Origin of the sequence: Enterobacter sp. Y17 (assembly GCF_019730495.1) — a bacterium.
Classification (GTDB): Bacteria; Pseudomonadota; Gammaproteobacteria; order Enterobacterales; family Enterobacteriaceae; genus Enterobacter; species Enterobacter asburiae_B.
The window spans coordinates 265,096-285,401 of the sequence record NZ_JAASKP010000001.1; the positions used below are offsets into that span (position 1 = coordinate 265,096).

Annotated in this window: 20 protein-coding genes; 15 read left to right on the forward strand and 5 right to left on the reverse strand. The window is 54.7% G+C overall.

Annotated elements, in window-relative coordinates; translation table 11 throughout:
• Nucleotides 1–119: 119 nt before the first annotated feature.
• From yfcF to yfcD, 3 genes are read left to right on the forward strand one after another with little or no spacing between them, the layout of a single operon-like run.
• Nucleotides 120–764: a glutathione transferase gene (gene yfcF, locus HCH49_RS01220; protein WP_214538576.1), complete on the forward strand. Its 645-nt coding sequence runs from the start codon at nt 120–122 to the stop codon at nt 762–764.
• Nucleotides 765–820: 56 nt separating this feature from the next.
• The gene (gene yfcE, locus HCH49_RS01225) at nt 821–1,372 is read left to right on the forward strand and encodes a phosphodiesterase (RefSeq protein WP_032659187.1); all 552 of its coding nucleotides are present in this window, start codon (nt 821–823) and stop codon (nt 1,370–1,372) included.
• Between the two features lie 55 nt (nt 1,373–1,427).
• Nucleotides 1,428–1,982 carry an NUDIX hydrolase YfcD gene (yfcD, locus tag HCH49_RS01230; protein ID WP_023312551.1) on the forward strand — a complete coding sequence of 185 codons (555 nt, stop codon included), beginning with the start codon at nt 1,428–1,430 and terminating at the stop codon, nt 1,980–1,982.
• Nucleotides 1,983–1,985: 3 nt separating this feature from the next.
• Here yfcD and HCH49_RS01235 read toward each other — a convergent pair whose 3' ends face one another.
• Nucleotides 1,986–3,005: a LacI family DNA-binding transcriptional regulator gene (locus HCH49_RS01235; protein ID WP_029741925.1), complete on the reverse strand. Its 1,020-nt coding sequence runs from the start codon at nt 3,003–3,005 to the stop codon at nt 1,986–1,988.
• A 234-nt stretch (nt 3,006–3,239) separates the two neighbouring features.
• On the opposite strand from HCH49_RS01235, the gene HCH49_RS01240 reads away from it, so the two are divergent.
• From HCH49_RS01240 to HCH49_RS01260, 5 genes are all read left to right on the forward strand, one after another.
• A complete protein-coding gene (locus HCH49_RS01240; protein WP_033146084.1) occupies nt 3,240–3,683 on the forward strand; it encodes a PTS sugar transporter subunit IIA in 444 nt (147 codons plus the stop codon).
• Nucleotides 3,684–3,763: 80 nt separating this feature from the next.
• Nucleotides 3,764–4,036: a PTS sugar transporter subunit IIB gene (locus HCH49_RS01245; protein ID WP_003861447.1), complete on the forward strand. Its 273-nt coding sequence runs from the start codon at nt 3,764–3,766 to the stop codon at nt 4,034–4,036.
• A 21-nt stretch (nt 4,037–4,057) separates the two neighbouring features.
• Nucleotides 4,058–5,449 carry a PTS ascorbate transporter subunit IIC gene (locus tag HCH49_RS01250; protein ID WP_023312548.1) on the forward strand — a complete coding sequence of 464 codons (1,392 nt, stop codon included), beginning with the start codon at nt 4,058–4,060 and terminating at the stop codon, nt 5,447–5,449.
• Complete coding sequence (locus HCH49_RS01255; protein ID WP_033146083.1) at nt 5,446–6,276, forward strand: transketolase; 831 nt, start codon at nt 5,446–5,448, stop codon at nt 6,274–6,276. Before HCH49_RS01250 ends, HCH49_RS01255 begins: the two co-directional genes overlap by 4 nt.
• Nucleotides 6,269–7,222, forward strand: coding sequence for a transketolase family protein (locus tag HCH49_RS01260; protein WP_221702028.1), 954 nt, complete (start codon nt 6,269–6,271; stop codon nt 7,220–7,222). The genes HCH49_RS01255 and HCH49_RS01260 overlap by 8 nt, the downstream gene beginning before the upstream one ends.
• Before the next feature lie 74 nt (nt 7,223–7,296).
• Here HCH49_RS01260 and pta read toward each other — a convergent pair whose 3' ends face one another.
• Complete coding sequence (gene pta / locus HCH49_RS01265) at nt 7,297–9,438, reverse strand: phosphate acetyltransferase (RefSeq protein ID WP_023312545.1); 2,142 nt, start codon at nt 9,436–9,438, stop codon at nt 7,297–7,299.
• Nucleotides 9,439–9,514: 76 nt separating this feature from the next.
• A complete protein-coding gene (gene ackA / locus HCH49_RS01270) occupies nt 9,515–10,717 on the reverse strand; it encodes an acetate kinase (protein ID WP_033146081.1) in 1,203 nt (400 codons plus the stop codon).
• Nucleotides 10,718–11,054: 337 nt separating this feature from the next.
• Between ackA and yfbV the strand changes: the two genes are divergently transcribed.
• From yfbV to HCH49_RS01290, 4 genes are all read left to right on the forward strand, one after another.
• Nucleotides 11,055–11,510 carry a terminus macrodomain insulation protein YfbV gene (gene yfbV, locus HCH49_RS01275; RefSeq protein ID WP_023312543.1) on the forward strand — a complete coding sequence of 152 codons (456 nt, stop codon included), beginning with the start codon at nt 11,055–11,057 and terminating at the stop codon, nt 11,508–11,510.
• Nucleotides 11,511–11,602: 92 nt separating this feature from the next.
• Nucleotides 11,603–12,097: a YfbU family protein gene (locus HCH49_RS01280; RefSeq protein WP_008502874.1), complete on the forward strand. Its 495-nt coding sequence runs from the start codon at nt 11,603–11,605 to the stop codon at nt 12,095–12,097.
• Nucleotides 12,098–12,108: 11 nt separating this feature from the next.
• Complete coding sequence (locus tag HCH49_RS01285) at nt 12,109–12,768, forward strand: sugar phosphatase (RefSeq protein WP_213787812.1); 660 nt, start codon at nt 12,109–12,111, stop codon at nt 12,766–12,768.
• Nucleotides 12,769–12,843: 75 nt separating this feature from the next.
• Nucleotides 12,844–14,676, forward strand: coding sequence for an SLC13 family permease (locus tag HCH49_RS01290; protein ID WP_221702029.1), 1,833 nt, complete (start codon nt 12,844–12,846; stop codon nt 14,674–14,676).
• An 81-nt stretch (nt 14,677–14,757) separates the two neighbouring features.
• On the opposite strand, the gene yfbR is transcribed toward HCH49_RS01290, so the two are convergent.
• Both yfbR and alaA read right to left on the reverse strand, forming a co-directional pair.
• Nucleotides 14,758–15,357 carry a 5'-deoxynucleotidase gene (gene yfbR, locus HCH49_RS01295; protein WP_221702030.1) on the reverse strand — a complete coding sequence of 200 codons (600 nt, stop codon included), beginning with the start codon at nt 15,355–15,357 and terminating at the stop codon, nt 14,758–14,760.
• 94 nt (nt 15,358–15,451) lie between these two features.
• A complete protein-coding gene (gene alaA / locus HCH49_RS01300; protein WP_008500204.1) occupies nt 15,452–16,666 on the reverse strand; it encodes an alanine transaminase AlaA in 1,215 nt (404 codons plus the stop codon).
• Between the two features lie 937 nt (nt 16,667–17,603).
• On the opposite strand from alaA, the gene lrhA reads away from it, so the two are divergent.
• The 3 genes from lrhA to nuoB all read left to right on the forward strand — a co-directional run bounded on the left by lrhA (nt 17,604) and on the right by nuoB (nt 20,304).
• Nucleotides 17,604–18,542 (forward strand): transcriptional regulator LrhA, encoded by a 939-nt coding sequence (gene lrhA / locus HCH49_RS01305; protein ID WP_029741933.1) that lies wholly within the window; start codon nt 17,604–17,606, stop codon nt 18,540–18,542.
• A 631-nt stretch (nt 18,543–19,173) separates the two neighbouring features.
• A complete protein-coding gene (gene nuoA / locus HCH49_RS01310) occupies nt 19,174–19,614 on the forward strand; it encodes an NADH-quinone oxidoreductase subunit NuoA (RefSeq protein WP_014171000.1) in 441 nt (146 codons plus the stop codon).
• A gap of 15 nt (nt 19,615–19,629) precedes the next feature.
• Nucleotides 19,630–20,304, forward strand: coding sequence for an NADH-quinone oxidoreductase subunit NuoB (gene nuoB, locus HCH49_RS01315; protein ID WP_003861482.1), 675 nt, complete (start codon nt 19,630–19,632; stop codon nt 20,302–20,304).
• The last annotated feature ends 2 nt before the right edge of the window (nt 20,305–20,306 follow it).

The following is a 20,306-nucleotide window of genomic DNA, read 5'->3' on the forward strand; positions in this document are numbered from 1 at the left end:
TAGTGGTGCCATGACAAATGAGTATAGGTGGTTGTTGTAAATCGTGAGTTTTCATCAAGTGACAGCGAGGCAAAGAGATTATATGTTGAGTAAAAACCCGATCAGCCGATGAGGATGTTATGAACCAGCCCGTAATCACGTTGTGGTCCGATGCGAATTTCTTTTCTCCCTATGTTATGAGCGTATACGTTGCGCTGGCCGAAAAAGGACTCACTTTTACGCTGAAGACCGTTGATCTCGACGGCGGTGAGCATCTCAAGCCACAGTGGCAGGGTTACGACCTGACCCGACGCGTGCCGGTGCTGGAGATCGACGGTTTTGCCCTGAGCGAATCGTCGGCGATTGATGAATATCTGGAAGATAGGTTCGCGCCGCCCGAGTGGGAGCGGATCTATCCGCACGACCTGCAAAAACGCGCGCGGGCGCGGCAGATCCAGGCGTGGCTGCGAAGCGATCTGGTGCCAATTCGCGTGGAACGCTCAACGGACGTCGTGTTTGCCGGGGTCAAAAAGCCAGCGCTCAGCGCAGAAGGCCGTGAAAGCGCGCAAAAACTGATTGAAACCGCCACCTCGCTCCTCGCACACGGCAACCCGAACCTGTTCGGCGAGTGGTGCATCGCCGACGCCGATCTGGCGTTGATGCTAAACCGCCTGATCCTCAACGGCGATGAGGTGCCGCAGCAGCTGGTGGATTATGCCGCGTTTCAGTGGCAGCGCGCCTCCGTGCAGCGCTATGTGGCACTCTCGGCTAAGCGCGCGGGCTGATAAGCCCTGACGCTTCAGGTATGATGGGGGCAGTCTGTTTTCCCGAGGAGTGACTGATGAAACTGATGTTTGCGTCGGATATCCATGGATCGCTGCCCGCTACCGAGCGTGTCCTTTCCCTGTTTGCACAAAGCGGCGCGCAGTGGCTGATTATTCTGGGGGATGTCCTCAACCACGGCCCGCGCAACGCGCTGCCGGAGGGCTACGCCCCGGCGCAGGTCGCGGAAAAGCTCAACCCGTACGCCTCGCGCATCATTGCCGTTCGCGGCAACTGCGACAGCGAGGTGGACCAGATGCTGCTGCATTTTCCCCTTACCGCGCCATGGCAACAGGTGCTGCTGGAACAAAGCCGCCTGTTCCTGACGCACGGGCATCTTTTTAGCCCTGATAATCTCCCGGCGCTCGCGGCTGGCGATGTCCTGGTTTACGGTCATACTCATATTCCGGTTGCTGAAAAACGCGGTGAGATTTATCACTTCAATCCGGGTTCGGTCAGCATACCGAAAGGCGGTTATCCTGCGAGCTATGGCATGCTGGATGGAAATACCCTGAGCGTTATCGCACTTAATGATCAGCAAGTTATTGCGCAGGTAGCGATTAATCCGTAAGTTACACCTCAACTGCAAACGCGCCGAAAGAGCGCTTAGAAGAGAAGGTTTCCCGATGGTGGAGCAGAGTCATTTGGCAAGTACAGAGTGGGTTGACATTGTCAGCGAAGAGAATGAAGTGATCGCGCAGGCCAGCCGCGAACAAATGCGTGCGGAGCGTCTGCGCCACCGCGCAACATACATCGTTGTGCACGACGGTATGGGCAAAATTCTGGTCCAGCGCCGCACGGACACCAAAGATTTTCTCCCGGGTATGCTGGATGCCACCGCTGGCGGTGTTGTTCAGGCAGATGAAGTGCTGCTGGATTCCGCACGTCGCGAAGCAGAAGAAGAGTTAGGCATCGCCGGTGTGCCGTTTGCCGAGCACGGTCAGTTCTATTTCGAAGACGAAAACTGCCGCGTCTGGGGCGGGCTGTTTAGCTGCGTCTCCCACGGCCCGTTCGCTCTGCAGGAAGAAGAGGTGAGTGAAGTCAGCTGGATGACGCCGGAAGAGATCACCGCGCGCTGCGACGAGTTCACGCCGGATTCGTTAAAAGCGCTGGCGCTGTGGATGACCCGCAACGCCAAAAACGAATCGACCAAATCAGAGAAAGAGGAAGAAGCTGAGTAAGCGTCAGCAACTCTCTCTCAGACACAGACTGGACGCGATGGGCTTTTGATCGCGCCAGTCCCCGTCATTCAGACGCTCCAGTAGCGCTTTCCCGGCTTCAATTCCAATCTTACGATGCGGCACCGCCATCGTCGTCAGCGGCGGCTGACAGACGCGGCTCACGTCGCTATCGCCAAAGCCTACCACCGCCAGATCGTCCGGCACCTTGATTCGCCTGCGCTGGCACTCGTACAGCGCGCCGCAGGCCAGCTCGTCAGAGACGCATACCAGCGCATCCAGCTCCGGCCACGCCAGCAGGAATTCTGGCAGCTGTGCCGCGCCGGTCGAGAAGCTCGGCGGCATCGCCGCGTTAATAACCCGGTTCGGCGACATATGGTGGCGAAGCATGGCTTTGTACCAGCCCTGCAGATGCTGCTGGAAAATCCACTGCTCCTGGTTGGCGCACAGCAGGCCAATATTTTGGTAGCCGCGCTTAATCACCATTTCCGTAAGTTCATACATGGCCGCTACGTTATCAATCCCGATATTCATATCAATCGGGTCGGCGCGCATGGCACCCATTTCCATCACCGGAATAGAGGCATTTTTCAGCCAGTGGCGAACGGTATCGGTATGTTCAACGCTGAGCAGGATAGCGGCGGCAATATTCGACGCCAGCAGCGTCTCCAGCAATTTCTCCTCCTGCTCAAGACGATGCTGGGATTCAGCCAGCATGATCTGATACCCGGCAGGCTGTAACACCTGCTGTAGCCCGGCGAACATCTCCGAGCAGCCGGCTTCGGAGAGGTTAGGCACCACCATGGCGATCGTCCATGACGACGCCGAGGCCAGCGCGCTGGCGGCAAGATTAGGCATATAGCCCAGCTCCTGCACGGCAGCTTCAATTTTTTCTCGTAGTTTATCGGAAACCTGTTCGGGCGTGCGGAGTGCACGGGACACGGTCATCGTGCCCACACCGGCAAGCTGTGCGACATCGGCGAGTGTCACTTTACCGGTACTGCGCCGTTTTCGGGTTAGAGACATACACCTTCCTGCTGACCAGACGCGTTCTTCATTTCCTTCGCTTCACGTGACAGGCAGTATACGCCTTAAATCCCTTTTTTTGCTGTGATTTAGCACCGTGATCGCAATTTGATAGCGCTATCACATTTCTGCATGTTAAGCATTGGTAGCGCTATCTTTGTGATCCCGATCGCAGTCATCCAGCGATGTGTTGAATAAAGTTTGCTCATCTTTAGCGTGTAGCGGGAGTGAAAAGTGCTCAAAAAATGGATATATGATACAACCATCACGCTGCAGGACAGCGTGGAAAACTGGCCGCAGGCGCTGGAGCTGTGCGCGAAGCCGCTTCTGGATTTGCAGGTGATTGAGCCTGAATACGTCACGGCCATCATCCAGCAGCACCACACGTTAGGACCCTATTATGTGCTGGCACCAGGGCTGGCGATGCCGCACGCGCGGCCGGAGGAAGGCGCCAAAGGACTGGGGTTGTCTTTATTAAAACTAAAACAGGGCGTCTCGTTTGGTGCCGGTGAGTTTGACCCTGTCGATGTCATTATTATGCTCGCGGCACCGGATAAACATAGCCATATCGAAATGATATCCGCACTCGCAGAATTATTTTCCAGCGACGAGGATATGGAGAAACTGCATCAGGCGAATACCCTGGAGGAAATTAAAACGGTTATTGACCGCTTCTGATTTAATTCTTTAATCCGATTATTCACAACATTACGCGACAGCGTGATGGGGCGTGCTCTACTCAAAATAAGGGGACAACAATGAAAATCATGGCTATTTGCGGCTCCGGCCTGGGCAGCAGTTTTATGGTCGAAATGAATATTAAAAAGGTGCTTAAAAAACTGGAGATTGAGGCTGAGGTTGAACATTCCGATCTCTCCTCGGCCACGCCGGGCGCAGCCGATCTGTTCGTGATGGCAAAAGACATTGCGGCCAGCGCCAGCGTGCCGGAAAGCCAGCTGGTGGTGATTAACAACATCATCGACATCAACGAACTTGAAGCGCAGCTGCGCGCCTGGTTCGAAAGACAATAACCCTGATAAGGCGAGGTGGATATGTTTATCCTTGAAACGCTGAATTTCGTTGTTGATATTTTAAAAGTCCCTTCGGTGCTGGTCGGCTTAATTGCGCTTATTGGTCTGGTTGCGCAGAAAAAAGCGTTTTCGGACGTGGTGAAAGGGACGATTAAAACCATTCTCGGCTTTATTGTGCTGGGCGGCGGTGCCACGGTGCTGGTGGGGTCATTAAATCCTTTGGGCGGTATGTTTGAGCACGCCTTTACGATTCAGGGCATTATTCCAAACAATGAAGCGATTGTGTCAATTGCGCTGGAAAAATACGGTGCAGCGACCGCGCTTATTATGGCCTTCGGCATGGTGGCGAATATTATCGTCGCGCGCTTTACCCGCCTGAAGTACATCTTCCTGACCGGGCACCACACGTTTTATATGGCGTGCATGATTGGCGTGATCCTGACGGTAGCGGGCTTTGAGGGCGTGGGTCTGGTCTTTACCGGCTCGCTGATCCTCGGCCTGATCATGGCCTTCTTCCCGGCGATTGCCCAGCGCTACATGAAGCGCATTACCGGCAACGATGAGATTGCCTTCGGGCACTTCGGCACGCTGGGCTACGTGCTGTCCGGCTGGATTGGCAGCAAGGTTGGCAAAGGCTCCCGCTCAACCGAAGAGATGAACCTGCCGAAGAACCTGAGCTTCCTGCGCGACAGCTCGATCTCGATCTCCCTGACCATGATGATTATCTACCTGATCATGGCGGTGAGCGCCGGACGTGAGTACGTGGAGGCTACCTTCAGCGGCGGTCAGAACTACCTGGTCTACGCCATCATCATGGCGATCACCTTCGCGGCGGGCGTGTTCATCATCCTGCAGGGCGTACGCCTGATTCTGGCGGAAATCGTTCCGGCCTTTACCGGCTTCTCGGAAAAACTGGTGCCGAACGCGCGTCCTGCGCTGGACTGCCCGGTGGTGTATCCGTATGCGCCAAACGCGGTGCTGATTGGCTTCCTGTTCAGCTTCCTCGGCGGGATTGTAGGCTTGTTCATCTGCGGTCAGTTTAGCTGGGTGCTGATTCTCCCGGGCGTCGTGCCGCACTTCTTCACCGGCGCAACGGCGGGCGTGTTCGGTAACGCCACCGGCGGACGCCGCGGGGCAATGATTGGCGCCTTTGCTAACGGCCTGCTGATCACCTTCCTGCCGGTTCTGCTGCTGCCGGTGCTGGGCGCCATTGGCTTTGCCAACACTACCTTCTCGGACGCCGACTTCGGCGCGGTCGGAATTGTCCTCGGCAACCTGGCGCGCTTCCTGTCGCCGCTTGCCATCACCGGACTGGTTGTGGCGTTGTTCGCGCTGCTGGTGGCGTACAACGTCTTCGCGAAAAACAAACCTGCGGGCGGTAACGCGCAGGAAAACACCGGAGCCAAATCATGAATGAGAAAGAGATAACCGAACTCGCGCGTCAGATCCGTCTAGAGACGCTGAAATCCCTGACGCAGCTGGGCTTTGGACACTATGGCGGCAGTATGTCGGTGGTCGAAACCCTGGCCGTGCTGTACGGCGCGGTAATGAAAATCGACCCGGCGGATCCGGACTGGCCGGAGCGAGACTATTTTGTTCTGTCGAAAGGCCATGCGGGCCCGGCGCTCTACAGCACGCTGGCGATCAAGGGCTACTTCCCGGTGGAAGAGCTGAGCACCCTGAACCAGAACGGCACGCGCCTGCCAAGCCACCCGGACCGTCTGAAAACGCGCGGCGTGGACGCCACCACCGGTTCGCTGGGGCAGGGGATCTCAATTGCCGGCGGTATGGCGCTCTCGCACAGGCTGGCGGGGCGACCGAACCGCGTCTTCTGCATCGTCGGTGACGGCGAGCTGAACGAGGGGCAGTGCTGGGAAGCCTTCCAGTTTATCGCTCATCATCGCCTTAACAACCTGACGGTGTTCGTGGACTGGAACAAACAGCAGCTCGACGGCGAGCTGGACGAAATCATCAGCGCGTTTGACCTGGAGGGGAAATTCCGCGCCTTTGGCTTTGACGTGGCGACGGTGAAGGGCGACGACATCCCGGGACTGCTGGCGGTGACGTCGCGGGTCCCGGCTGCCGACGCGCGTCCGATAGTCGTCATCCTCGACAGCATCAAAGGGCAGGGGGTGCCGTACCTGGAACAGCTCAGCAACTCGCACCACCTGCGGTTGACCGCGGAGAGCAAAGCGGCCCTCAACGAGACGATTCGCCAACTGGAGGCTTCACATGATTAAGGTTGCACCGGCAGGAGAGAAAGACGCCGTTGAGATGCGTAAGGTCTACGCGGGCTTTGTGGCAAAGCAGATTGAGGCGGGAAACGAGATTATCGCCCTGGAAGCGGATCTGATGAGCTCGATGGCGATGGACGGCGTGGCGCGTGATTATCCGCAGCACGTGATTAACTGCGGCATTATGGAGGCCAACGTCATCGGCACCGCGGCGGGGCTGTCGCTTACCGGGCGTATACCGTTCGTTCATACCTTCACCGCGTTTGCCAGCCGTCGCTGCTTCGACCAGCTGTTTATGTCCCTGGACTATCAGCGCAACAACGTGAAGGTGATTGCCTCGGATGCGGGCGTGACGGCCTGCCACAACGGCGGAACGCATATGTCGTTTGAGGATATGGGCATCGTACGCGGTCTGGCGCATTCGGTGGTGCTGGAGGTGACCGACGCGGTGATGTTTGAGGACGTGCTGCGCCAGCTTATCGACCTCGAAGGCTTCTACTGGGTACGCACCATCCGTAAGCAGGCGCCGAGCGTGTATGCGCCGGGGTCAACCTTCACCATTGGTAAAGGCAACGTGCTGCGCGAAGGAACCGATATCACCCTGATTGCCAACGGCATCATGGTGGCGGAAGCGCTGGAAGCGGCGCGCCAGCTTGAGCAGGAGGGGGTCAGCGCGGCGGTCATCGACATGTTTACCCTGAAGCCCATCGACCGGATGCTGGTGAAAAACTACGCCGAAAAAACCGGTCGCATCGTCACCTGTGAAAACCACAGCATTCACAACGGGCTGGGATCGGCGGTGGCGGAGGTGCTGGTGGAAACCTGCCCGGTACCGATGCGGCGGGTGGGCGTCAAGGAGCGTTACGGCCAGGTGGGGACACAGGATTTCCTGCAGAAGGAGTATGGCCTGACGGCACATGACATTGTATCGGCGGCGCGAGAGCTGCTGTAAATAAAAAAGGCGACCCGTTAAGTGGTCGCCTTTTTGTTGCCCGGTAAGCGCTGGCGCCACCGGGCTTTTTAACATTACTGCTGCTGCGAAGACTGGATCGCGGTCAGCGCGATGGTGTAGACGATATCGTCAACCAGCGCGCCACGAGACAGGTCGTTCACAGGTTTGCGCATGCCCTGCAGCATTGGCCCGATGGAGATCAGGTCTGCTGAACGCTGCACCGCTTTATAGGTGGTGTTACCGGTGTTCAGATCCGGGAAGATGAACACGGTAGCGCGACCTGCAACCGGCGAGTTCGGCGCTTTGGATTTCGCAACGTCGGCCATCACGGCGGCGTCGTACTGCAGCGGGCCGTCGATCATCAGGTCAGGACGTTTTTCCTGCGCCAGACGGGTCGCTTCACGTACTTTCTCTACGTCGCTACCAGCACCAGAGGTACCGGTGGAGTAGGAGAGCATTGCTACGCGCGGTTCGATACCGAAGGCAATCGCGGAGTCCGCGGACTGGATAGCGATTTCTGCCAGCTGTTCTGCGGTTGGATCCGGGTTGATCGCGCAGTCGCCGTAAACGTAAACCTGTTCAGGCAGCAGCATGAAGAACACGGAAGAAACCAGAGAGCTGCCTGGCGCGGTTTTGATCAGCTGCAGCGGTGGACGGATGGTGTTCGCCGTGGTGTGAACCGCACCGGAAACCAGACCGTCAACTTCGTCCTGCTCAAGCATCAGCGTGCCCAGCACCACGTTGTCTTCCAGCTGTTCGCGCGCAACGGCTTCGGTCATGCCCTTGCTCTTACGCAGCTCAACCAGACGAGCAACGTAGCTCTCGCGAACCACTTCAGGGTCAACGATTTCGATGCCAGCGCCCAGCTCAACGCCCTGAGACGCCGCAACGCGGGTGATCTCATCCGGGTTACCCAGCAGCACGCAGGTCGCGATGCCGCGCTCTGCACAGATAGCAGCCGCTTTAACGGTACGTGGTTCGTCGCCTTCTGGCAGAACAACGCGTTTGCCCGCTTTACGCGCCAGCTCGGTCAGCTGATAACGGAATGCTGGAGGAGACAGGCGGCGGCTGCGCTCGGAGGTTGCAGTCAGGGATTCGATCCAGTCTGCGTTGATGTAGCCCGCAACGTATTCCTGAACTTTCTCGATACGCTCGTGGTCATCAACCGGCACTTCCAGGTTGAAGCTCTGCAGGCTCAGGGAGGTCTGCCAGGTGTTGGTGTTCACCATGAAGACCGGCAGGCCGGTCGCAAACGCGCGTTCGCACAGCTTGCTGACGCGTGGGTCCATCTCGTAGGCACCGGTCAGCAGGATCGCACCGATTTCCACGCCGTTCATCGCGGCCAGGCAGGCGGCAACCAGCACGTCAGGACGGTCTGCGGAGGTTACCAGCAGGGAACCTGCGCGGAAGTGTTCCAGCATGTGCGGAATGCTGCGCGCACAGAAGGTTACGGACTTCACGCGGCGGGTGTTGATGTCGCCTTCGTTAACGATGGTAGCGTTCAGGTGACGCGCCATATCGATTGCACGGGTTGCAATCAGATCGAAGCTCCATGGCACCGCGCCCAGTACTGGCAGAGGGCTGGATTCCTGCAGCTTAGCCGGGTCAACTTTGATGACTTTCGCTTTGGAAGAGTCGTCGAAAATCTCGGACAGGTCAGGGCGAGTACGTCCCTGCTCATCCACCGGTGCGTTCAGCTTGTTCACGATCACGCCGGTGATGTTGGTATTTTTCGCGCCGCCGAAGCTGCTGCGCGTCAGTTCGATACGCTCGTTCAGCTGCTCTGGGGTGTCGGTGCCCTGAGACATCACGAAAACGATCTCTGCGTTCAGGGTTTTCGCGATTTCAAAGTTCAGAGACTGGGCAAACTGGTGTTTGCGCGTCGGGACCAGACCTTCAACCAGCACCACTTCCGCGTCTTGCGCGTTAGCATGGTAGTTGGCGATGATCTCTTCCATCAGCACGTCTTTCTGGTTGCTGGACAGCAGAGACTCAACGTGGCTCATCTTCAGCGGTTCAGCCGCTGGCAGATTGGAGTTCTTGCGAACGATGGTGGTGGTCTGGTCTGGCGCATCGCCACCGGCACGTGGCTGGGCGATTGGCTTAAAGACGCTCAGACGAACGCCTTTGCGTTCCATAGCACGGATAACGCCAAGGCTGACGCTGGTCAGGCCGACGCTGGTTCCGGTAGGGATCAGCATAATAGTACGGGACACGGTTTATCCTCTTTCGTTACCGCCGCAATTGGGCGGGTTACAAAACAGCACCGCCAGCATTGCTGGCGGTGTGGAATCAGGCAGTCAGGCGGTGCGCGTCTTGCGCAATGACCAGTTCTTCGTTAGTTGGGATAACGAGAGCAGGGCGGGTGCCTTCTTTGTTGATGAAGCCAGACTTGCCGAAGCGGGCAGCCAGGTTACGCTCGTGATCAACGTCGAAGCCCAGAACGCCCAGTTTGCCCAGGGACAGTTCACGAACCATTGCCGCGTTCTCACCGATACCACCGGTGAAGATAACCGCGTCCAGACGACCGTCCATCAGCGCAGTGTAAGAGCCGATGTACTTCGCCAGACGGTGGCAGTAAACGTCCATTGCACGTTTAGCGTCTTCTTTCTCTGCGTAGTTGTCTTCAACGTAACGGCAGTCGCTGGTGACTTCGGTCAGACCCAGCAGGCCAGACTCTTTGGTCAGCATTTTGTTGATCTGGTCAACGCTCATGCCCAGGGTGTCGTGCAGGTGGAAGATGATCGCCGGGTCGATGTCACCGGAACGGGTACCCATCACCAGACCTTCCAGCGGGGTCAGACCCATGGAAGTATCAACACATTTACCGTTGCGGATAGCAGAAACAGAACCACCGTTGCCCAGGTGGCAGGTGATGATGTTCAGTTCTTCAACCGGCTTGTTCAGAACTTTTGCGGCTTCCTGAGTTACATAGAAGTGGCTGGTGCCGTGCGCGCCGTAGCGACGTACGCCGTGTTCTTTGTACAGGCTGTATGGCAGGGCATAGAGGTAAGACTCTTCCGGCATGGTCTGATGGAACGCGGTGTCGAATACGGCCACGTTTTTGTCTTTCAGATTCGGGAAGGATTTCAGCGCTTCAGCGATACCGATCAGGTGAGCCGGGTTGTGCAGCGGTGCGAAGGACGCAGAGTCCTTGATGCCCTGGATCACAGATTCGTCGATCACGACGGAGCTGGTGTATTTTTCGCCGCCGTGGACGATACGGTGACCAATCGCAGTCAGCTGAGCAGACAGTTCTGGTTTTTGTGCCAGAATAGTGTTAACGATAAAGTTCAGCGCTTCACTGTGAGCGGCGCCTGCACCTAAAGCCGCTTCTTGTTTGCTGCCGTCCATCTTCCACTTGATACGTGCTTCAGGCAGATGGAAACATTCGGCCAAACCAGAGAGGTATTCGTCACCGTTGAGCGCATCGATGATGGCGAATTTCAGTGAGGAGCTACCGCAGTTCAGAACCAGTACTAACTTACTCGACATGGAAGTACCTATTATTGATACGTGGCTAAAAAAACGTCAGTGAGTCTAACAGCGTAACGCATGAGGACTCAGACATTTATGATTAACATCATGCCAAACGAACATTGTGGCATGATGGAAGAAATAACTATGATTTTATGCCATTTTGCACAATTTTCAGCCAATGGCATAATATGCAATAATTTGACGAGTTAATGATTCTCGTCTATGGCCCTATCAGGCTGGCACAGGATACCCGATACGGGGTAGAGATGACAAAATATTTTGAACGTTGTCATAGCTTGTTGTGGTTTTGCACGAAAATTTTAATTTTTATATGTGAAGTTGAGGTACAGCCATGTCGACACCAGAGAACCCGTCCGTAAATTTCTTTAGTCTGTTTCGTCGGGGACAGCATTACGCAAAGACGTGGCCGATGGAAAAGCGCCTTGCGCCGATGTTCATTGAGAATCGCACTATCCGCGCCACGCGCTATGCGATTCGCTTTATGCCGCCTGTCGCTGTCTTTACGCTGTGCTGGCAGATTGCGTTGGGCGGGCAGCTTGGCCCTGCTGTCGCGACGGCGCTCTTCGCCTTAAGCCTGCCGATGCAGGGCCTGTGGTGGTTAGGTAAACGCTCCATCACTCCGCTTCCCCCTTCTATTTTACACTGGTTTTATGAAGTGCGCGGAAAACTGGAGGAGGCCGGACAGGCGCTCGCCCCGGTCGAAGGCAAGCCGGATTACCAGGCGCTGGCGGACACGTTAAAGCGCGCTTTTAAGCAACTCGATAAAACATTCCTCGATGATTTGTGATTGATCATCGAAACGACGACGAAAAGAAGGCACAGTAACAATCAGTTACCGTGTCTTTTTTTTAAAGTGCAATGCGCTACAGGAGTCGAAAGATGGAAATGACCCATGCTCAACGTCTGATTTTGTCCAACCAGTACAAGATGATGACTATGCTTGATCCCGATAACGCTGCGCGCTACAGCCGCCTGCAAACCATCGTTGAACGCGGTTTTGGTTTGCAAATGCGCGAACTGGACCGCGAGTTTGGCGAGCTGAAAGAAGAAACCTGTCGCATCGTGATCGACATTATGGAGATGTATCACGCCCTGCACGTGTCCTGGACGAATCTCAAAGATCAGCAGTCCATCGACGAGCGCCGCGTGACCTTCTTAGGCTTTGATGCCGCAACGGAAGCGCGTTATCTGAGCTATGTTCGCTTTATGGTGAATACAGAAGGGCGCTACACCCACTTTGACGCGGGCACCCACGGCTTCAACGCGCAGACCCCTATGTGGGATAAATATCAGCGAATGCTAAGCGCGTGGCACGCCTGCCCGCGCCAGTACCATTTAAGCAGCAACGAAATTCAACAAATCATTAATGCCTGACGGAGGTGCGTGTGCAGTGTAGAGGTTTTCTGTTTGATCTGGACGGTACGCTGGTGGATTCGCTGCCGGTTGTGGAGCGTTCCTGGTGCCATTGGGCTGACAGACATGGCATCGACCATCAGGACGTGCTGAATTTTATCCATGGCAAACAGGCCATCACCTCGCTACGGCACTTCCTGGCGGGACGCTCTGAGGACGAAATTCAGGCGGAGTTCAAATACCTGGAACATATTGAAGCCACGGATACGGACGGCATCACCGCCTTACCGGGCGCGCTCGAGCTGCTTGAGCATCTGAACGAGGCGCAGATTCCGTGGGCTATCGTTACCTCAGGCTCCATTCCCGTCGCCCACGCCCGTCACAAGGCGGCTGGTCTGCCGACGCCAGAAGTGTTTATCACGGCGGAGCGCGTAAAGCGCGGTAAACCGGAGCCCGACGCGTTTTTACTGGGCGCTGAACTGCTGGGCCTCGCCCCTGAAGAGTGCGTGGTGGTGGAAGACGCGGCCGCTGGCGTACTGGCCGGGCTGAACGCCGGAAGCTACGTTATTGCGGTGAATGTTCCGGCGGGATCTCCCCGCCTGGAGGAGGCAGACTTTGTGCTGGATTCGCTGACGGCGCTGGCTGTTTCGAAAGCCTCTGACGGGGTTGTAACCGTCTCGCTAAAAATGTAATCACATGATATAGCCCCACATTGCTGGGGCTTTTTTATGGCAAAATTCCTCATCTCCCACTGACAAGGACATGTTGTGAACGGTGAACTGATTTGGGTCCTGAGCCTGCTTTTAATCGCCATCCTTCTTTTTGCAACGGGCAAGGTACGCATGGACGCCGTCGCCTTGTTTGTCATCGTCGCGTTTGTGCTGAGCGGAACGCTCACGCTGCCGGAAGCGTTTTCCGGGTTTAGCGATCCCAACGTTATCCTGATTGCCGCCCTGTTTATTATTGGTGATGGGCTGGTGCGTACCGGCGTGGCGACCATCATGGGGTCGTGGCTGGTGAAGGTAGCGGGTAGCAGCGAAACCAAAATGCTGATCTACCTGATGGTGACCGTCGCCGGGCTGGGAGCGTTTATGAGCTCAACGGGCGTGGTCGCCATCTTTATCCCGGTGGTGCTGAGCGTCTCCATGCGGATGCAGATCTCGCCGTCGCACCTGATGATGCCCCTGAGTTTTGCAGGTTTGATCAGCGGAATGATGACGCTGGTAGCAACGCCGCCGAACCTGGTCGTCAACAGCGAGCTTATCCGGGAAGGATTCCAGGGCTTCAGTTTTTTCAGCGTCACCCCGCTCGGGCTGGTCATTCTGGTGTTGGGGGTGGTCTACATGCTGCTGACCCGGTTTGCCCTGAAAGGTGAAAAACAGGACAAAAATAAAGAAGGGTGGAAGCGACGCACCTTCCGCGATCTGATTAAAGAGTACCGTCTCACCGGGCGCGCGCGCCGTCTGGCTATTCGCCCCGGCTCGCCGATGGTGGGACAGCGTCTTGACGACCTGAAGCTGCGTGAGCGCTATGGCGCGAACGTGATCGGCGTTGAGCGCTGGCGTCGTTTTCGCCGGGTGATTGTCAACGTCAACGGGGTGTCGGAATTCCGCGCGCGGGATGTCCTGCTGATTGATATGTCCACCGCGGACGTGGATCTGCGCGAGTTTTGCAGCGAACAGCTGCTGGAACCGATGGTGCTGCGCGGGGAGTATTTTTCGGATCAGGCGCTGGATGTCGGCATGGCCGAAGTATCGCTGATCCCGGAATCGGAACTGCTGGGCAAAACCGTGCGGGAAATGGGGTTCCGAACCCGCTATGGCCTGAATGTCGTGGGGCTGAAGCGCGATGGCGTAGCGATGGAAGGGGCGGTGGTGGATGAGCCGATCCTGCTGGGCGATATCTTCCTCGTTGTCGGTAACTGGAAGCTGATTAGCCAGCTTGGGCAAAAAGGGCGCGATTTTGTGGTGCTCAACATGCCTGTCGAGGAGAGCGACGCGTCGCCTGCGCACAGCCAGGCGCCCCACGCGATTTTTTGTCTGGTGCTGATGGTGGCGCTGATGCTGACCGATGAAATTCCCAATCCGGTCGCGGCAATCATCGCCTGCCTGTTGATGGGCAAATTCCGCTGCATTGACGCCGAAAGCGCCTATAAAGCCATTCACTGGCCGAGCATTATCCTGATCGTCGGGATGATGCCCTTCGCCCTGGCGCTGCAAAAAACCGGCGGGGTGGATCTGATTGTTAAAGGCTTAATGGACGTTGGCGGCGGGTATGGGCCGTACATGATGCTGGTCTGTCTGTTCATTATGTGCGCCACCATCGGTCTGTTTATCTCCAATACCGCGACGGCGGTACTGATGGCGCCGATTGCGCTGGCGATGGCCAAATCCATGGGCGTGTCGCCGTATCCCTTTGCGATGATGGTCGCAATGGCGGCCTCCGCGGCATTTATGACGCCAGTCTCTTCACCGGTGAATACGCTGGTGCTGGGGCCCGGGCATTATAAGTTCAGTGATTTCGTGAAGCTGGGCGTGCCGTTCACCGTGCTGGTGATGGTGGTGTGCGTGGTGTTGATACCGGTCCTGTTCCCGTTCTGATAATTTTGCCGGGTGGCGGCTGCGCCTTACCCGGCCTGTAACCCGCAGGCCCCGCAAACGCAGCGCCGCTGGGCAAACAGATTACAACGGTGAATCCTGGCTAATCTCATCCAGCGACAGATGGAAGCTCGGCACAAACACCTGCATAAAATAGTCCATCTCTTCGCTGCGGCGAGATTCCAGCGTTTTTTCCAGACGCGTTTTCGCCAGTAAAAATTCGTTATTCCCCGCAGACAGCTCTTCCAGACACTTCAGATAGGCGCAGAGCGCGTCGGCCTGCTTGACCAGCGACTTTTCAACTTCCGTGTACTGATGCTCATCGATGAGCGGCTCAAAAATGTCGCGCAACTCATCCGGCACCATGTCAATCAGCTTCTGCTGGGCAATTTTCTCGATGGCCTTATATTCCTGCGCAATTTGCGAGTTGAAATATTTCACCGGCGTGGGCAGGTCGCCGGTCAGCACTTCTGACGCATCGTGGTACATCGCCAGCAGGGCGATGCGCTCTGGATTGACTTGGCCGTTGAATTTGCGGTTTTTAATGGCGGCGAGCGCATGAGCAACCATGGCAACCTGCAGACTGTGCTCTGACACGTTCTCAGTGCGCACGTTGCGCATCAGCGGCCAGCGGTTGATGAGTTTCAGGCGGGAGAGGTGGGCGAAGAAATGACTCTGACTCATAGGTTACCTTTTGTCTTCACTGCGACAGGCGTTCATTGTGCGGGGAGGGGAGGGAAGATGCAAATCAGGCTACCGAAGTAGCCTGATTTTAAGATTACTGATGGTATCCGGAGAGGAAGCGCCCGAAGCGGCTGATGGCCATTTCGAGGTCATCTTCGCGCGGCAGCGTCACGATGCGCACGTGATCCGGCCACGGCCAGTTAAACGCCGTCCCCTGAACCAGCAGCACTTTTTCCTGAAGCAGGAAATCGAGCACCATTTTCTGGTCGTCGTGAATATTAAAGCGCTTCGCGTCAATTTTCGGGAACATATAGAGCGCGCCATTCGGCTTCACGCAGGAGACGCCTGGGATATCGTTGATCAGCTCCCACGCGCGGTTGCGCTGTTCGTACAGGCGACCACCGGGAACGATGAACTCGCTAATGCTCTGATAACCACCCAGCGCCGTCTGGATTGCGTGCTGCGCCGGCACGTTGGCGCATAAACGCATCGAGGCCAGCATCTCCAGCCCTTCGATATAGCCTTTGGCGTGCTTTTTCGGGCCGTTCAGTACCATCCAGCCCTGACGGAAACCGGCCACGCGGTAGGTTTTAGACAGGCCGTTAAAGGTGACGGTCAGCAGATCCGGTGCCAGCGCAGCGATTGAGTGGTGCTGTGCCGCGTCGTACAGGATCTTGTCGTAAATTTCGTCGGCAAAGATGATCAGGTTGTGCTGGCGGGCGAGCTCGACGATCTCCATCAGCAGCTCTTTTGAGTACACTGCACCCGTCGGGTTGTTCGGGTTAATGATCACGATGCCGCGCGTGCGGGGCGTGATTTTTGCGCGAATATCATCGAGGTCCGGGAACCAGTCGGAGGACTCGTCGCACAGATAGTGCACGGCTTTCCCGCTCGACAGTGATACGGCAGCCGTCCACAGCGGATAGTCCGGCGCGGGCACCAGCATTTCGTCCCCGCTGTTCAGCAGCGCCTGCATCGCCTGCACGATCAGTTCGGAAACGCCGTTGCCGATATAGATATCTTCAACGGTAACATCGCGCATACCGCGTGCCTGGTAGTGCTGCATGATGGCTTTACGTGCGGAGTAAAGTCCTTTTGAATCGCAATAACCTTGTGCAGTTGGAAGGTTGCGGATCACATCAACCAGAATTTCATCCGGCGCTTCAAAACCAAATGGCGCAGGGTTACCAATGTTGAGTTTCAGAACCTTATTGCCTTCCTCTTCAAGGCGTTTTGCCTCTTTCAGAACCGGGCCGCGGATGTCATAACAGACGTTATCTAGCTTGCTGGATTTTTCGATAGGGGACATGAACCTTTAACCTTTTCGCTATTATTGCCGCTCCCTGCCGTGGAAGTCAGCACGGAATAATGTACTCCCCCCTCGCTTCGTTTTGAAGGGTGTGCAGTAGAAGATTTTGTGCCTGGAGCAAAATTTTGATAAATCTTTTTCGCTGTGCGTTAGCTTTTTTACTGTCTTAAAGTTGTGCGCATGGCACGATGATAGGTTAAATGTGCTATTCATTTGTCAGAATTCTGTATATTGTGCTGGTAAAAATAAGTGTTGAACCTGACAACGGTAGCAATCACCCTGCGTGACTTTTCGTAAAACCTGAATGCTTGATAAATGTTCCTGTAAAAGCATAATGTGGCTAAAAGTTACTCATGTGAAATTAATGTTAAGTGCCATTAATGAATGGTCTTAATCTAAATTAAAATTTATTTATTATTAACCTATAAAATGCAACTTTAGTTAATTTTAATAAAATTAGTTTAGAAGCTTAACATTCTTCTTTAATCCTCAATATTGCAATAAGACTTATAAATAAAGTGGATTTGGGTTAAGATGTCTTTCAGGAAAGCAGAGGACAGATGCAAAAATTTTGTATATCTGGCACTGACTTTTCGAATTAATTGATTGTTATTGTTGGAGTTATCTCTGGCTGGAATGTGTCGCACATCTCCTGCTACGTTGACAGCGCTGCGATAAAGATGGCAGAAAAGGTGTTATACCTTTAATGTAATTTACATAAACCTGCGAACATCTAAATATCCTGAACGTTTAAGAGAATAAAAATAACGTCATGAAACGTGCTTTCTGACTGTTGATATAAAGCAGCACAATAACTATCTGTCAGGCAGTCTGCCGGGCCGGGATGCGAGGGAAAACCTTCAGAGGGAATTGCTTAACTGTTACACACAGCTTCAACCCGGGCAGCTCCGCACGAGCAACCTGAAAGTGAATAGATATGATAAATGCAAATCGTCCGATAATGAATCTCGACCTCGATCTGCTGAGAACGTTTGTTGCGGTCGCCGATCTCAACACTTTTGCAGCAGCTGCTGCCGCCGTTTGCCGAACTCAGTCCGCCGTTAGCCAGCAAATGCAGCGCCTGGAGCAACTGGTTGGTAAAGAGCTTTTTGCACGTCACGGGCGTAATAAGCTCTTAACGGAACACGGTATTCAGCTACTGGGTTATGCCAGGAAAATTCTTCGCTTTAATGATGAAGCATGTATGTCATTAATGTTTAGCAACCTTCAAGGGGTGCTAACGTTAGGTGCATCTGATGAGTCAGCGGATACTATATTGCCGTTTCTTCTCAACCGTATTAGTTCGGTTTATCCGAAGCTTGCGCTGGACGTTAGCGTAAAACGTAATGCCTTTATGGTTGAGATGTTAAATGAGCACAAAGTCGACCTTGTGGTGACGACGCATCGTCCCGGGCAGTTTGATTGCCTGACGCTGCGCACATCACCTACACACTGGTATTGCGCAGCCGAGTACGTGCTGCAAAAAGGGGAGCCGGTTCCGCTGGTCTTGCTGGATGACCCGAGCCCGTTCCGCGATATGGTGCTCACGGCGCTGAATGAGGCCAACATTCCGTGGCGTCTGGCGTATGTGGCTTCCACGCTGCCAGCGGTTCGTGCCGCCGTGAAGGCCGGTCTGGGCGTAACGGCCCGTCCGGTAGAGATGATGAGCCCCGATCTGCGCGTTCTGGGGAAATCCGACGGTCTTCCTGCGCTGCCGGATACGGAGTATCTGCTCTGCCACAATTCGTCCAGCCATAACGAGTTGGCCAAAGTGGTGTTCGAGGCGATGGAAAACTACCATAACCCGTGGCAATTCGAGCGCGTTACCTCCGAAGGGGGGGATGACTCCCTGATCGTCGAAGGGGATTTTGAGTGATCGATAGCTCAATATTCTGGTAACAAAATGTAAGTGTAAAAAACAGCCACTCGTGTGATTTTCACATGCAGTGGCTTTTTTTACGCAATAATACCCGCTTATGGCGCAAGGGTTTTCAGGATACTCTCTTATTTATCAATAAGCTGAATACTTTTGCTTAAAACTTGTCCGTTTTCCGTTCTAACTTCGCCCATATCCCTCTCATGTTAAAAAAACAGGAAATATGTTGCCGTTTTCCATGTTGAATTAACAAAAGCGTGTCGCAGATCAAGAAAATACTCCTATTTGGGGGGAGGAATCGTTGGCAAATCCTGTCAAAATAGGAGGGTTATTTTTTTTACTTCCGAAACGGACACGATTCAACAACATACATTTGACGGAAAGTCATGCACCCACCAGGGTTAAAGGGCACCAAATGTTAATGAGAATCGCTCGATGTAATTTAATGTGAAGAAACCTTTGTTAAAGTTGACAATAGGTTATAGAAAGGAGTAAAAAACCCCATCATTTTGCTGTCTACGTCTCATTTCTGACAGTTAGTGTAAGGTTATTTGTTCCTCCCCATGAATCGATGTGATGCCCATCTGCCAGCAAGAGCAGTGTCGTTGGTATCACTTTTGATGAGTAAGCAATGAGTATGTCAACATCCACAGAAGTCATCGCTCATCACTGGGCATTCGCAATCTTTCTTATTGTAGCCATTGGCCTGTGCTGCCTGATGTTAGTCGGCGGCTGGTTCCTGGGCGGTCGCGCCCGTGCAAGGCACAAAAACACACCTTTCGAATCAGGTATTGATTCAGTAGGTTCCGCTCGCTTACGCCTGTCTGCCAAGTTCTATCTGGTAGCCATGTTCTTCGTCATCTTCGACGTGGAAGCGCTTTACCTTTTCGCATGGTCAACGTCCATCCGCGAAAGTGGTTGGGTGGGCTTTGTCGAGGCCGCAATTTTCATTTTAGTGCTACTGGCCGGTCTGGTTTATCTGGTGCGTATTGGCGCGCTTGACTGGACGCCTGCGCGTTCACGTCGTGAACACATCAACCCGGAAAACAGTATCTCTAATCGTCAGCAGTAACAGCGAGGCAATAAGATGGATTATACGCTCACCCGCATAGATCCTAACGGTGAGAATGACCGTTACCCCCTGCAAAAACAGGAGATCGTAACCGACCCCCTGGAGCAAGAAGTCAATAAAAGCGTGTACATGGGCAAACTCGAACATGCCATGCACGATATGGTCAACTGGGGTCGTAAGAACTCCATCTGGCCTTACAACTTTGGCCTTTCTTGCTGCTACGTTGAAATGGTGACGTCATTCACTGCGGTGCATGACGTTGCGCGTTTTGGGGCCGAGGTACTCCGTGCTTCCCCGCGTCAGGCTGACCTGATGGTGGTAGCCGGTACGTGCTTTACCAAGATGGCACCTGTTATTCAGCGTCTGTATGACCAGATGCTGGAGCCAAAATGGGTTATCTCCATGGGCGCATGTGCAAACTCTGGCGGTATGTACGACATTTATTCCGTCGTGCAGGGCGTAGATAAATTTATCCCAGTGGATGTGTACATCCCGGGTTGTCCGCCACGTCCGGAAGCCTACATGCAGGCGCTGATGCTGCTGCAGGAATCTATCGGTAAAGAACGTCGCCCACTGTCGTGGGTTGTTGGCGATCAGGGTGTGTATCGCGCGAACATGCAGTCTGAGCGCGAGCGTAAACGTGGTGAACGTATTGCCGTCACCAATCTGCGTACGCCTGACGAAATTTAATT